Origin of the sequence: Gilliamella sp. Pas-s27 (genome assembly GCF_009795865.1) — a bacterium.
Classification (GTDB): domain Bacteria; phylum Pseudomonadota; class Gammaproteobacteria; order Enterobacterales; family Orbaceae; genus Gilliamella.
Map to the genome: position 1 here is coordinate 1 of NZ_WTEW01000014.1, position 14,848 is coordinate 14,848.

Consider the following 14,848-nt stretch of genomic DNA (forward strand, 5'->3'; position numbering starts at 1 on the left):
GATTGAATTTGGCTAGGATGAATTAAATTACTGTAATGCGGACATTCGCCGACCCAATAAGTCGGCGAATGGTTGAGTTAAATTATGCTTCGTTCCAGCTATCTCTTAAACCAACGGTTCGGTTAAACACTAGCTTATCGTCGGTTGCATATTTGCTATCTAAACAGAAGTAGCCTTCACGTTCAAATTGATAAGCCATTCCAACCTCGGCATTTTGTAAGCTTGCTTCAACAAAGCCTTGTTTAATGATTAAAGATGTTGGATTGATGGTCGCTAAGAAGTCCTCGGCAGCACCTGGATTTGGTGTGTTAAATAGACGATCATATAAGCGAATTTCAGCAGATTTTGCAAACTTAGCCGAAACCCAATGAATTACGCCTTTTACTTTACGTCCATCTTCTGGGTTTTTATTTAATGTAGCCGGATCGTAGCTACAATAGATTGTTTGGATATTGCCTTCGGCGTCTTTTTCAACACGATCAGCACGAATTACATAGGCATTACGCAAACGCACTTCTTTACCAAGTACTAGGCGCTTGTAGTTTTTGTTGGCTTCTTCTCTAAAATCGGCTCGGTCGATATAGATTTCACGGGTGAAGGTCGCTTCACGCGTGCCTAATTCAGGACGATTTGGGTGGTTTGGCATGCTAAGTATTTCATCAATATTATCTGAAAAGTTTTCAATCACGACCTTAACAGGATCGAGCACCGCCATTGCACGTGGTGCATTTTCGTTCAGGTCTTCACGAATGCAAAACTCAAGCGTGCTCATTTCAACGGTGTTTTCTTGCTTGGTAACACCAATTCGGCGACAAAATTCCCGAATCGAAGCTGGTGTGTAGCCACGGCGACGCAGTCCCGATATGGTTGGCATGCGTGGATCGTCCCAACCATCGACAATTTTTTCTGATACTAATAGGTTTAATTTACGTTTAGAGGTAATGGCATACTCTAAATTTAATCTTGAAAATTCATACTGGTGTGGACGTGCTTCGATAGTGATATTATCTAATACCCAATCATATAAACGACGGTTGTCTTGGAATTCAAGCGTACAGAGTGAATGTGTGATGTTTTCGATCGCATCAGAAATGCAATGTGTAAAGTCATACATTGGGTAAATGCACCATTTGTTACCTGTTTGGTGGTGCTCAGCAAACTTAATACGGTATATCACAGGATCACGCATCACGATAAATGGTGAAGCCATGTCAATTTTAGCTCTTAGGCAGGCTTTTCCTTCAGCAAATTTACCTGCTTTCATTTGCTCAAACAGTGCTAAGTTTTCGTCAATAGGACGATCACGATAAGGGCTGTTTTTACCAGGTTGAGTTAATGTGCCCCGATATTCGCGAATTTCATCAGTAGATAACTCGTCAACATAGGCAAGTCCTTTTTTGATAAGCTCAATGGCATATTCATATAATCGGTCAAAATAATCAGACGAATAGCAAATGTCGCCATCCCATTCAAATCCTAACCAACGAACATCTTGTTTGATCGATTCAACATATTCAACATCTTCTTTAGCTGGATTGGTATCATCAAAACGTAAATTACATTTGCCCTGATAGTCTTGTGCAATGCCAAAATTTAAACAGATTGATTTAGCATGGCCAATATGTAAATAACCGTTTGGCTCAGGCGGAAAACGGGTATGCGTTGTTTTATATTTGCCAGCAGCAAGATCCGCATCAATAATTTGACGGATAAAGTTAGTTGGACGAGTTTCAGTCTCTGTCGGTAGTGAACCGCTCATAAAAAAACCTCTGATGATATATTTATTAATAACAAATTAAGAATATTTGCTTGCCATTACTTTTTGTGTTGGTGGATGAATATAACAAATTTTTGTTATTTCTGAAACGGAAAACAGGTTATTTGTATCGACAAAATTGGCTTTTGTTTAAACAATGCCGTTTTTTAATAAAATAACCAATGTGTTAACTAAAAAAACACAAATAAAAACTTCAATAAAATCAATACCTTTCCTGACAACTTTTTGACCACATTAACCTATCAATCCAGTCGCTATTCATCACCTGATTTTAATGAAACCACAAATCTTGCGCCACCTAATGGACTTGTAACAACAAACGCTTTGCCATCATGAAATTCAGCCATTAATTTTACATAAGCTAAACCTAGTCCGTATCCACCTGTTGAGCGGGTGCGACTGGTATCGAGTCTAGCAAAAGGCATGAAGATCTTTTCTCGTGCTTCAAAGGGGATGCCCGTACCATCGTCATCAATTTCAATAATGACGCGATTTTCTTGTTTACTAATGTTTAATACGGCTTTATGCGTGGCATATTTAAAGGCATTGAGCAATAGATTTTTGACGATCGTTTCGGCTAAATTGGTGTCAATGTTTGCTTGAATATTTTGGCTATTGCAAGTAAGTTCAAAGTCTTTGGGTTTAAATAATATTAACGATTGACAGATCCTTTCTCCCCACTGTTTTAGCGATACACGCGTTAAGTTGAGTTCAATATTACTTTGTTGCATTTTAAAGTAATTTAGACTGGCATTGATTAATGTTTCAAGTTCGTTAATATCATCACCCATGCCTTTTTGTAGCAATAATCGTTCTTGTTCGTCGTGAGATTCTTCAAGCATGCTTAGTTCAAATCGCATTCGAGCCAGTGGTGTACGCAGTTCATGAGCCATTGCGTGGGATATGGTTTGATTGGTGCTGACTAAGTGTTCAATGTGCATCCCCATGTTGTTGAGTACGTTGGCAAGTGGCTTAAATAACCAGCCTTTTACGTTTACTGTCCGTGCTTTTAAATTACCTTGCCCTAGCTGTTCAGCTGTCTGTCTGATATTGACTAAATCTTTCCAAACAGCACTAAAAGCCATATAAATTAAAATAAAAAAGATAATCGCGCTGAACAAAGCCCAGATAATTAAAAACACAGATAATGACATTGTATTGGATTTTAAAATATCTCGCATCACCATTGGACCTAATTGCAACAAATGACCGTCTTTTAGACCAATATAGATGACCTCTTCATCACTATCATATGAAAATCCTAATTTTTCTAATTCTTTGTTCACCGTATTGGGTAGTGGCGTGTTAGTCGGTAGAATGGTGATAGGATAGCCAAAATAGGGCTGTAATTCGTCAACAACATTTTGTAGAGGACGATCTTTGTTTTCATCAATGCGCATGCGAATCAAGTTAACCGTGCCCCGTTGCGATTCACGAAAGACAATATGATCATCGGGCATATCAGTTAATGATGAAGGTAGCGAATCAAATACCAGTAATGCACCATAGGCAATAATACATTGCAATGATAGTAAAATAACGAGGTAAAAGACAATTCGGCGATTAAAAAATAGCGGCTTAGCAAGTAATTGTCTCAATGGTTTTCCCCTTCTCGCATAAATAAATAGCCTTTACCTCGAACGGTTTTGATGCGTGATGGATTATCGGGATCATCAAGTAATTTACGTCGAAGTCTTGAAACTCGCGCATCAATTGAACGATCACTACCATCAAAATCAATACCGCGAACTTGTGAAAAAATATCATCTCGAGACAAAATGTTCCCTGCGTTAATGGCTAATAGCCAAAGCAGATCAAATTCAGCGGTGGTTAAATCAATCTCGTGTTCTTGCAATAGGACTTTGCGATTTTCGCCATCGATGGCTAATTGGTCAAAGATTAGTGTTTTATTATTCTGAGGTATGACAAGTTCTTTAGTGTTGTCTTTGTCGGTTTCTATTTGTTTTCGTCGTAATAGTGCTCGAATTCGAGCAAGCAGTAGTCTTGGTTCAACAGGCTTTGCCAAGTAGTCATCTGCCCCTAATTCAAGCCCTACAATTTCATCAATATTATCTTCGCTAGCAGTCATAATTAGGATATAGTTAGTAAACCATGCACGAATATCTCGGCAGATATCAAAACCCGATTTTTCAGGTAGCATGACATCTAATATGACTAAATCAGGATTTAGTTGTTGGATCTTTTCTTCAGCGCCAGCACCACTATTATGCCACTCAACAAGATAGCCTTGTCGAATAAGATAAACTTGAATTAAGTTGGCTAACCGTTGATCATCCTCGATGATTAATATACGTTCACTCATTATCTGTTTTTAGTTACCACCGCTTGTTCTGAAGATACGCCATTATACAGACAATTTATCCCCCGTTACAAAATATATACAAAGAGCCTACAAAGTTTATTGTCACTCTATGAGAGAATTTGCGCCAATATCTATAATTAGACTGTTTTTATATCAAACATGAATACTTTTTCATCTATAACAAACACTATTTTTCATCCCTCTTATACACAACATCAAACACCAATTGTTTTGTGTGATTTCGATGGTACGATTAGTGTAAAAGATGTGACTGACACATTACTTAGCCATTTTGGTCAAGAAGGTTGTGATGAGCTTGAAGAATTATGGGTTAATGGCAAAATTGGCTCTCAAGAGTGTATGAGCAAACAAATTGCTTTAATGGACGCCAGCTTAGAGGAGCTTAATTGCGTTTTATCACAAATTGAAATTGATCCTGATTTTAAAGCGTTTATCAATTACGCCGAAAAAAATAGCATTCCCGTTCACGTAGTGAGTGATGGATTGGATTATGCCATTGATTTTATTTTAAAGCGTCATGGCATTGAGAATTTACCTATTTTTGCCAATAAACTGATGCATAATAATGTTCGTAGTTGGCGCCTAGAGTTCCCTTATGCGAATAAAGGTTGTATCAAGCAAAGTGGTAACTGCAAATGTAACCATGTCAAAAAACAACAGCATTTTACGCAGATTCTTTATGTTGGCGATGGTACGTCAGACTATTGCGTATCACACAATGTTGATTTTGTTTTTGCCAAAGATAAGCTCGTTAATTATTGTGAAAAAAATAAAATAGTACACCGTAAAATCACCAGCTTTGCAGATGTAACCGATGCATTAAAACAAGCCCGACAAACGGTTATTCCTGTCATGATGGTAAAAGAATAAGGGATTTTAATGAGCAAAATTGAAGATTTATCTTACTTTCTACCCGGTAATAAAAACGGTGTGCTATTGATTCATGGCTTAACTGGCACCCCCAATGAAATGCGAATTTTAGCCAATGGTTTAAATAAAGCAGGGTTTACCGTTTATGCCATTCAATTAGCTGGTCATTGCGGCACCGAAGAAGATCTATGTAAAACAACTTGGCAAGATTGGTATAAAAGCGTGCAAGATGGGGCTGATTATTTAGCACAGCATGTAGAGAATCTATTTGTAGCAGGTTTATCAATGGGGGCATTACTGGCACTAAAGTTGGCTGCAGACAGACCTGCACAAATTAAAGGTGTTGGCGTATTAGCACCAACATTTTGTTATGATGGTTGGAGCATGCCATTTTGGGCAAAAAAACTGTTTTTCTTACTGGTTTATTTTAAGAAATTGGGTATTTTCCAAAAGAAAGTGTTTATTGAAAAACCACCTTACGGGCTTAAAGACGAGCGTATTCGAGCTGTGGTTTCTGAAAGTATGTTAAGTGGCGATGCGGCATCAGCAGGGCTTGCTGGTAACCCGTTCCCTGCACTTGCCGAAATGCAATTACTGGCAAAAGAGATGCGTAAGCAATTACCTAAGGTGACTTCACCCTGTTTAATTATGCATTCTGGTAACGATGATATCGCTAATATAGAAACCAATGCCAAATTAGTTGAAAAATCGGTATCAGCGCCAACAAAATTAGTGGTATTAAATGATAGTTACCATTTAATTACTATTGATAGCCAACGCCGTGAAGTAATCAAAGAATGTGCATCATTCTTTGATAAGATTGCAGAGGAAATCAAAGCATAATGTCACCATTAGTTATCATTCTTTGGGTTAGTAATATCTGTTTTGATACATTAGGGCAAGTCGCTTTTAAATTTGCTGCCATTGCACCCAATAACCGCGATGGTTGGTACTATTGGTTAGATTTAGCTAAAAATAAGTGGATTTGGGTTGGCATTATCGCTTATGTGGCTGAATTTTTATTATGGTTAGCCTTTTTAACGTTAGTACCGCTTTCGCAGGGCGTATTACTTGCTTCATTTAATATCATTACTATTATGCTAGTAGGTCGAATGATTTTTAAGGAATTACTGACCATCTATCGCTTAATTGGTATGTTATTAATCACCGCAGGCGTTATTTTTGTAGGGATGTCTTAATATGGCCAGATTTTATATAATTGGATTCACTGTATTGCTGTTTTTTGACACCATTGCGCAATGTAGTTTTAAATTAACTGCAATGCACGCAGAACCATTAGCAATGAGTGTTGATTGGCTAATTCGTGTATTTACTAATCCGTGGATTTATATCTCAATAGCTGGGTATATTTTAACTTTTTTTACTTGGATGACACTACTAAAAAAAGCGCCTGTAGGGCCTGCTTTTGCGGCATCTCACTTTGAAGTTGTAACCGTTATGGTGGTTTCAATCTGGTTATTTCATGAACCAATTACATTATTTAAATTAATTGGTACAATTTTAATTGTTTCAGGCATTCTCTTTTTAGCGTTAGCAGAAAGTAAATTATCTAAACAAGAGTCAGACAATATTCAAAGTTAAGTTCCAATCATAGTAGGAAAGTGGGTGATTTTTATACTTAAACACTTACTTTCCTGAACTTTTTTATAAAAATTTATGCCGCTAATGCCTTTAATAAGGTTAAATTAAGCTGATGCTGTTCTTGCTGCCAATTGATAAGGTTATTTGGTGATATAGTAGGTTGTTTATCAAGCGAACTAAGTAAACGTTTAAACCAATTTGATGGCTGCCATATTGATAGTTCCCCCGTAATATCGCTACCGATAATTCTAGATTTAATTGACGAAATGGTATCAAGTAGGTGATAAGTTTGTAATTTACCTTGATCCCAGTTAGTGTGAATCACCTCTTCACTTAATACATCTTTATCAATCGAAACATAAACAGGCTGTGCGCTGTGATATTGTTCCGATAGGAAGTTAGCAATAAGATCATCTGGTGTAGCAAAATGCCGAAAGCTATGCCCTAAGCCTATTTTTTTAGCCCATGCAACATTGACATCTAAACTCCAATAGGTCAACTTTTTATGAAACAGTGGTGCCCATCGGTTTTCCCAAAAATGAGTAATCCCAATATCATGAGAGGTAATGCCAAGCACATGTACATGGCTAACAAAAGGTAAATTCGCCACATAACTTACCCATGATCCACAATGAATACCAAACAAATAACGCATATTGTCTGGGTGATTATCAAAAATCACCACTTGAATTGGATTATCGGCAGAATATTGCTGTGCTAAACGTTCAATAAGCAATAATGAAATATGATGAAAATCACCGCTACCCATTAGTACTGTACCATGACTTTCAGGTAAAAATTGCTGTAACACATTGTTAAATTGGTTAAACGTCTTTTTAGTACAGCCAAAACGAATTGCGTCTTGCCACTGAGTAACATCAATTGTATTAGCATGATCGATTTTACCAACACTTTGATCAAAGTTGAGAATAATAGGACATGTCATGCTACTTTCTCCTTGTCACTTTCAAAATGACCAATCAATCTTCGTAATACAGCTCTTAATAATCGATTGCGGATATAAACTAAATGCTTTGTAAAGGTAAATTTTGCACCTAATGAGGCTTTAACTTCAGGATCTGTCCAACCTGCAATATAGTGACTAAAACCTTGTTGCAAAGCATATTCAAGATTAACAAACCAACTGACAAAATAAAGATTGAGTTCTCTTGCCTGTGGATAAACCATGCCGATATATTTATCAACTAACATATTATTAACCACAAAACAAATATTATACCCAACCAATTTATCATCATGAGAATAAGTCACAATATGTGCATTTTGGGTTTTATTTTGTAATAGCTGAGTAAAAAAAGATTTAGTCAATAAATCAAAATGTATTTCGCTTTGCTCATAAACATTAAGATAAAGTTGGTAATACTCATCTATAACCGTTTGCTGATAAAAACAATCATCACCACTATGCAAAATATGAATGGTTAGTTTGTCTCGTGCTTTTAGTTTTCGTCTAAAATTTTTACGTCGACTATACGAAAAACGGGAAAAGACTTCATTTATATCACTAAAATCAATCGGTACCCAAGCCAATGCTTGCCCTTCAACTTCAATAAAACCTTGCGCTTTTAGTGATGAAATAAAGCGCAATGAATAGTTGTTGTCTTTTTCACTCAATAAAGGCGATGAAACAGGAATATCTTTAACAATCAAGAAAGGATATTGTTTAGCATAAGCCGTTTTTAGGCTTTCAGATAATTGATTTTCATCAACTTTATCATTTAATAACGTATATTCAGAAACAGTTGCTCCAACAAAGCAGGTATTGGGTTTTAAGTAGCGTTGCCATTTATGATAAAAAGGCAGCTTCTGAATTTTATGTCTGAAATCATCATCAGCCGTAGTCAAAAGATCAAACTTTGCTGAAAAAACAGGCACACCATCTTCACTAAGCCATGCAGAAAAGTCTTGCGGGGGATGCTCTAGAAAATTGTCTATTAATTCATTGGGTTCTAACTGATTGATGTATTTCATAACGTTCATATGATTGACTGTAACACGCAAGCCCGCCAATAGATATTGGCGGGGATTTAAAATGAATGATTAAAGTTCTTTTTTAGCTCGTGTAATTAATTGATCAAGAAGTTCAATACCTTGATCAATCTCTTGACGAGAAATATGTAACGATGGCGCAAAAGTAATTACATTTTTATAGTAACCACCAATATCAAGTACTAAGCCCATTTTGGTACCTTTCCAATCAAGATCACCTGACATACCAATATCAACCATTTTGTCAACAAGTGCTTTATTGGCTGTAAAACCATCTTCCGTACAGATTTCTGCACGAAGTGCTAAGCCTAAACCATCAACTTCGCCAATCTCCTTGTGTTTCTTCTCAAGTGTTTTTAAGCCTTCAAGGAAGTAAGCACCACTATCCATGACCATTTTTTCGTAATCAGTTTCAGAAGTCATTTTTAATACTTCAAGACCAACTGCCGTACCTAATGGATTTGATGCAAATGTTGAATGTGTTGAACCAACTGGGAACACCTCAGGATTAATTAATTCTTCACGCGCCCATAAACCACCAAGCGGGTTAAGACCATTAGTTAATGCTTTAGCAAAAACTACAACATCTGGCTTAACATCAAAGTGTTCAATTGACCAGAGTTTACCTGTGCGATAAAAGCCCATTTGGATTTCATCAACGACTAATAAAATACCATACTGATCTAAAACTTTTTTAAGACCTTTAAAGTAATTACGAGGAGGAACAATATAACCACCCGTTGCTTGTAAAGGTTCAGCATAAAATGCAGCGTATTCTGCTTGTCCAACTTTTGGATCCCAAACACCGTGGTATTCGGTTTCAAATAGGCGTGCAAACTCAGCCACTAAATGTTCACCATATTCTTCTGCTGTCATACCTTTAGGACGACGGAATGGATAAGGGAATGGAACAAACATCGCACGATCACCAAAATGACCATAACGACGACGATAACGATAACTTGATGTAATTGAAGAAGCGCCAAGTGTACGACCATGGTATCCGCCTTGGAAAGCAAACATTAGCGATTTACCGCCCGTTGCATTACGTACTACTTTTAACGAATCTTCAATACATTGAGAACCACCAACATTGAAATGTACTCGTCCTTCATAACCAAATCGTTTTTCCATACCTTGGGCAATGGTTTTGGCTAATTCAATTTTTGTAGGATGTAAATATTGACTAGCACATTGTGGTAACGTGTCGATTTGCTTTTTAAGAACATTGTTTAAACGTTCATTAGCATAACCAAAGTTACATGCAGAATACCACATTTGTAAATCAAGGAAAGCTTTACCTTCTTTGTCATACATGTAGCTACCTTCACAACCATCAAAGATTTTTGGCGGTTCAACATAATGCACGGTATCACCAAAAGAGCAATATTTAGCTTCGTCAGCTAACAATGTAGCATCATCAGGACGACTGTTAGTCATTTCTAAAGTTGGTTTACTCATAATTTATCTCACTAATCCATATTCAAACACGATAAAATGTGGCATTATTATTCAAGAAATTTGTTTGTTACAATGTACAGTTAATGTATAGATTTTGTGACGATTAGCTAACCAATTAAATCTGGGTAATTTACTAATAAACATTCACCTTCTAGATAGGCATAAAAAATGAAAAAAATACTTTGTGGGCTGTCTATTTTATCTGTAATCACTTTAGGAACAGCCCAGTTTGCTTTAGCAGAGCCATCTTCTCTCGGTTTAGGCATTGGTTGGGCAAATTCACCTTATAAAAATTATAGCGATAATTATTATCCTATTCCTCATATCGATTATGATAATGAGCTATTTTTTATCGATGATTTATCGGCTGGAGTTTATGCTTATAATGCTGATAACCAAAGTGTCTCAATTGGTGCTCGCTACTTATCTAACGAATTTAAACCACATAATTCAGATAATCACCAATTAAAGCAACTTAATAGCCGTCACTCAACATTGCTAGCAGAAGTAGAATATTCTATTGTGACCAATTGGGGAGGGGTTTCTAGTAGTATCGGCGCCGATGTATTAAACAAAAGTAATAGTATTTTAGTTAATGCCGATTATACTGTCCCTTATATGCAGGATAATTTGGTTATAGCACCGTCTATTGGTATAAACTGGGCTAATAGTAAACATAATGATTATTATTATGGTGTTTCGCATAAAGAATCATCCCGTTCAAAATTACGATACTTTAATGCAGATAATTCATTAACACCTTACGCCGAAATAGCAGCACAATATTCATTAACCCAAAATATAGCGACTTTTGGCGGTATTCATATCGACAAATTAACTGGCGATGCAGCAGATAGTCCTATGGTTGACAATAGCACTATCACTTCAGTTTATATGGGGTTATCTTATAACTTTTAATTAATGTTGATTTATACCCAATAACAAAATGATAACAATAACCTCTTGCCATAATCAGTGGTTGCTGTTTAATGTTTAGGTAAAATAAATTCCCTATCACAAAAAATTCAGGAAATAGAAAAGTATGCTCTGGTTTAAAAATGCCATCATTTATCAACTCAATAACGATACATTACTTAATAAAGAAGCGATTGAAAACGCACTCAAATCACATCCTTTTATACCATGCGGTAATTTAGATACCACAAAAATGGGGTGGGTTTCGCCTTATCATGATAATAATCAAGATGATTTTATTATTGATATGCAAGGACATTTATTATTACGCATCAAAAAAGAGACAAAAATATTGCCCTCTCCTGTAATCAAACAAGCTTTATTAGAAAAAATTGATAAACAAGAACAAGCGCTAAGTAGAAAGTTGACCAAAAACGAAAAAGCCACCTTAAAAGATGAAGTTATGATTGACCTAATGCCAAGGGCTTTTAGTAAATATAACCACTATTGGTTATGGGTAGACACCAATAATAAACGTATTATTGTTGATTGCAGTAGCTTTAAACAAGCCGAAGATATCTTAGCTATTTTACGCAAAGAGCTTGGTTCGCTTGCATTAACACCTTTATCGATTGACAAACCACTCGAACAAATCATGACCACATGGACGAAGGAAAACCTAAATTTTCCACCGTTTTTATTGGGCGATCAAGCCGAGCTTAAAGATCCACTTGAAGGTAATGGCATTATTAGTTGTAAAAATCAAGAAATCACAAGTGAAGAAATGCGAGCTCATTTCGATTCTGGCAAATGGGTCACTAAAATTAAAATTATTGATGAAAGAGGTGTTAGCTTTATTGTTAATAGCGATTTAACCTTTAAACGAATTAAATTTGATTCGATTATTTTGGACGAAAACGAAGATATAGGATCTGATGAGTTTGATAAAAAACTTGAAGCTGACTTTTTTATTATGGCTAATTCATTAGCCAACACCATTAATGACTTTTATATAACGATTAATAAAATAGTTTAACAAAACTATTTAAATATTTTTTCATTGCACTATCATTATCTATAGATTTGCCTATGACATGTGCTATACTAGCAACAGATTATGTGCAACATAATTATATAAAAATAAGTAATTGTTATTTTATTTAGTAATTGAAGTAAATTATTAAGCAATAAACAAACAAACTAAACATCGTCTATAACAACATATAAGTTGAGGCAATAAAATGAAAAAAACTACTCTAGCTCTAGCAATCGCAGTTGCAAGTTTAACAGCTACTGCAGCTAATGCAGCATATGATGACAACTCTATTTATGTAGGTGCTAAATTAGGTTGGTCAGAGCTTTATCGTTTAGATGCAAATAAAGTTCGCGTATGGGATAACGTTGGAATCAGTACTTCAAATCGCAGCAATGTCGCGGGTGGTGCATTCCTTGGTTTTCAGGCAAATCCTTATTTAGCATTTGAATTGGGTTACGACTGGTTAGGCTCTGCTAAATACAAAAGATCTTTCCACTATGAAGGTAAAAACTATGACGTAGGTCACAGTAAAGTTTCCGCTCAAGGAGTTTCTTTAACTGGTAAATTAAGCTACCCTATCGTTGACGGGTTAGATATCTATGGTCGTGCAGGTGGTATGGTCACTATCGCTAAATGGAAAAATGGCGGTTTAGTGAAAAAATATGAAAAACTTGATCATGGTACAGAAACCGACTTATCTCCTGTTTATGCATTAGGTGTCGATTATCGTTTAAGTGACGATTTATCAACTCGTTTAGAGTATCAATATGTTCAACATATTCACACTAAAACTGGTGCATCTCCAGATGCAGGTACTGTAAGCTTGGGTATTACTTACCGTTTAGCAACATTAAATACACCTGCTCCAGTTGAATTAAAAACTGAAGTAAAACGTTATGTATTAAATGAAGACGTACTATTTGCTTATGCAAAAGCTGACTTAAAAGCTGAAGGTCGTCAAGCATTAGATAACTTATTAACAAACCTTGTTAAAATCAATCCAACTGAAAGCGCTGTAGTGGTAATTGGTCATACTGACCGTATTGGTTCAGATAGCTATAACCAAAAATTATCAGAACAACGTGCTAACTCAGTAATGAAATATTTAGTTTCTAAAGGTGTTCCTGCTGATTTAATCAGTGCACGTGGTGTAGGTAAATCTCAACCAGTTACAGGAACTAAATGTAATGCGCTTCGTGGTGCTAACTTAAAAGCATGTTTAGCTCCAGATCGTCGTGTTGAAATTGAAGTTAAAGCACGTAACGTTCAAGAAGTTCAAGTAACTGATTCAACAAAATAATCTTTGTTTTTTTTAGTTATTCATTAAGACCCGGTTAAAAACCGGGTTTTTTTATCTTCTTTTTTGTTAACAACTAAATTATATATTGGCTTAGATCTACAAATTATCCACAAAAGAGATTATAATGCTTCTCGGTATTGTTAGTAAGAAAAGTTGAAGGAGTTGCCGTGCCTACCGCAATTTGGCAAGATTGCCTTTCTCAGTTACAAGAAGAAATCCCTACAACGGAATTCAACTTATGGATTCGCCCGTTGCAAGCGGAGATGGTCGATAATAAACTCTATATTTATGCACCAAATAGATTTGTGTTAGATTGGGTAAAAAATAAGTATTTAGCTACGATATCCCAATTACTAAATAAGCTTTTTAATGATGACTCTTTGAAACTATTTCTTGAAGTTGGTTCAACCGTATCTAAAGATAAAAAAACACAAAATAGCCAACGTAAAGCAGACGTTTTACCTGCTTGGCAAACAACAAAAGAAACAAATCACAATCATATCTATCGCTCGGGTATTAATCATAAACACACTTTTAATAGTTTTGTAGAAGGTAAATCAAATCAACTAGGTGTTGCGGCAGCCAAACAAGTGGCCCAAAACCCAGGCAAAGCTTATAACCCTTTATTTTTATATGGTTCTACAGGTTTAGGTAAAACGCATTTATTACACGCAGTTGGCAATCAAATAATGGAAGAAAAGGCCAACGCAAAAGTTGTCTACATGCATTCAGAACGCTTTGTCCAAGATATGGTCAAAGCACTACAAAATAATGCTATTGAAGAGTTCAAAAATTATTATCGCTCTGTTGATGCCTTGCTTATTGATGATATTCAATTTTTTGCCAATAAAGAGCGCTCCCAAGAAGAGTTTTTTCACACATTTAATTCGTTATTAGAAGGCAATCAACAAATTATTTTAACATCAGATCGTTACCCTAAAGAAATTGATGGCGTTGAAGATCGTCTAAAATCCCGTTTTGGTTGGGGATTAACCATTGCAATCGAACCCCCCGAACTTGAAACACGGGTTGCGATTTTAATGAAAAAAGCCGAAGAAAATCATATTAAATTACCTGAAGAAGTCGCTTTTTTTATCGCTAAACGACTACGTTCGAATGTTCGTGAGTTGGAAGGCGCACTTAATCGAGTTATTGCTAACGCTAATTTTACGGGTAAAGCCATTACCATAGATTTTGTTAAAGACGCTTTAAAAGATTTACTGGCTTTACAAGAAAAACTAGTCACTATTGAAAATATACAAAAAACAGTTGCAGAATATTATAAAATTAAAGTATCAGATTTACTTTCTAAACGCCGTTCTCGTTCAGTTGCAAGACCACGACAAGTCGCAATGGCGCTCGCCAAGGAACTGACGAACAAAAGCCTGCCTGAAATTGGCGACGGCTTTGGTGGACGAGACCACACTACCGTATTACATGCGTGCAGAAAGATTGCCGAATTAAAAGAAGAAAGCAATGCAATTAAAGAAGATTACTCCAATTTAATTAGAACATTATCAACTTAAAAAGAAT

General features: G+C 36.0%; 14 protein-coding genes. 8 read left to right on the forward strand and 6 right to left on the reverse strand.

The window, feature by feature from the left end:
• Positions 1-82: 82 nt before the first annotated feature.
• From glnS to GQ589_RS06620, 3 genes are all read right to left on the reverse strand, one after another.
• The gene (gene glnS / locus GQ589_RS06610) at positions 83-1,759 is read right to left on the reverse strand and encodes a glutamine--tRNA ligase (RefSeq protein ID WP_160400775.1); all 1,677 of its coding nucleotides are present in this window, start codon (positions 1,757-1,759) and stop codon (positions 83-85) included.
• A gap of 272 nt (positions 1,760-2,031) precedes the next feature.
• Positions 2,032-3,375 carry an ATP-binding protein gene (locus GQ589_RS06615; RefSeq protein WP_160425257.1) on the reverse strand — a complete coding sequence of 448 codons (1,344 nt, stop codon included), beginning with the start codon at positions 3,373-3,375 and terminating at the stop codon, positions 2,032-2,034.
• Positions 3,372-4,100 carry a winged helix-turn-helix domain-containing protein gene (locus GQ589_RS06620; protein ID WP_160400777.1) on the reverse strand — a complete coding sequence of 243 codons (729 nt, stop codon included), beginning with the start codon at positions 4,098-4,100 and terminating at the stop codon, positions 3,372-3,374. The genes GQ589_RS06615 and GQ589_RS06620 overlap by 4 nt, the downstream gene beginning before the upstream one ends.
• A 159-nt stretch (positions 4,101-4,259) precedes the next feature.
• Between GQ589_RS06620 and GQ589_RS06625 the strand changes: the two genes are divergently transcribed.
• Genes GQ589_RS06625 through GQ589_RS06640 form a run of 4 tightly spaced genes read left to right on the forward strand, consistent with a single transcriptional unit; the run spans position 4,260 to position 6,593 of the window.
• Positions 4,260-4,991: an MtnX-like HAD-IB family phosphatase gene (locus GQ589_RS06625; RefSeq protein WP_160400778.1), complete on the forward strand. Its 732-nt coding sequence runs from the start codon at positions 4,260-4,262 to the stop codon at positions 4,989-4,991.
• Between the two features lie 9 nt (positions 4,992-5,000).
• Complete coding sequence (locus GQ589_RS06630) at positions 5,001-5,834, forward strand: carboxylesterase (RefSeq protein WP_160411958.1); 834 nt, start codon at positions 5,001-5,003, stop codon at positions 5,832-5,834.
• Positions 5,834-6,190: a hypothetical protein gene (locus GQ589_RS06635; RefSeq protein ID WP_160425259.1), complete on the forward strand. Its 357-nt coding sequence runs from the start codon at positions 5,834-5,836 to the stop codon at positions 6,188-6,190. Before GQ589_RS06630 ends, GQ589_RS06635 begins: the two co-directional genes overlap by 1 nt.
• Position 6,191: 1 nt before the next feature.
• A complete protein-coding gene (locus tag GQ589_RS06640) occupies positions 6,192-6,593 on the forward strand; it encodes a multidrug efflux SMR transporter (RefSeq protein WP_160400780.1) in 402 nt (133 codons plus the stop codon).
• A gap of 73 nt (positions 6,594-6,666) precedes the next feature.
• Here the strand turns inward: GQ589_RS06640 and GQ589_RS06645 are convergent, their stop codons facing one another.
• The 3 genes from GQ589_RS06645 to GQ589_RS06655 form a co-directional block, all read right to left on the reverse strand.
• Positions 6,667-7,539, reverse strand: a complete 873-nt coding sequence (locus tag GQ589_RS06645; protein WP_160425261.1) for an arginase family protein — start codon at positions 7,537-7,539, stop codon at positions 6,667-6,669.
• On the reverse strand, positions 7,536-8,585 hold the full coding sequence (locus tag GQ589_RS06650) for a GNAT family N-acetyltransferase (protein WP_160425263.1): 1,050 nt from the start codon (positions 8,583-8,585) through the stop codon (positions 7,536-7,538). Before GQ589_RS06650 ends, GQ589_RS06645 begins: the two co-directional genes overlap by 4 nt.
• A 69-nt stretch (positions 8,586-8,654) precedes the next feature.
• Positions 8,655-10,064 (reverse strand): aspartate aminotransferase family protein, encoded by a 1,410-nt coding sequence (locus tag GQ589_RS06655; protein WP_237397814.1) that lies wholly within the window; start codon positions 10,062-10,064, stop codon positions 8,655-8,657.
• A gap of 168 nt (positions 10,065-10,232) precedes the next feature.
• Between GQ589_RS06655 and GQ589_RS06660 the strand changes: the two genes are divergently transcribed.
• The 4 genes from GQ589_RS06660 (at position 10,233) to dnaA (ending at position 14,841) form a co-directional block, all read left to right on the forward strand.
• Entirely contained in the window at positions 10,233-10,982 is a 750-nt protein-coding gene (locus GQ589_RS06660) for a MipA/OmpV family protein (RefSeq protein WP_160425264.1), read from the forward strand.
• Positions 10,983-11,106: 124 nt separating this feature from the next.
• The gene (locus GQ589_RS06665) at positions 11,107-12,015 is read left to right on the forward strand and encodes a recombination-associated protein RdgC (protein WP_160425266.1); all 909 of its coding nucleotides are present in this window, start codon (positions 11,107-11,109) and stop codon (positions 12,013-12,015) included.
• 205 nt (positions 12,016-12,220) lie between these two features.
• A complete protein-coding gene (gene ompA / locus GQ589_RS06670) occupies positions 12,221-13,315 on the forward strand; it encodes a porin OmpA (protein WP_160411964.1) in 1,095 nt (364 codons plus the stop codon).
• A gap of 167 nt (positions 13,316-13,482) precedes the next feature.
• Positions 13,483-14,841 carry a chromosomal replication initiator protein DnaA gene (gene dnaA / locus GQ589_RS06675; RefSeq protein ID WP_160400786.1) on the forward strand — a complete coding sequence of 453 codons (1,359 nt, stop codon included), beginning with the start codon at positions 13,483-13,485 and terminating at the stop codon, positions 14,839-14,841.
• Positions 14,842-14,848 lie beyond the last annotated feature (7 nt).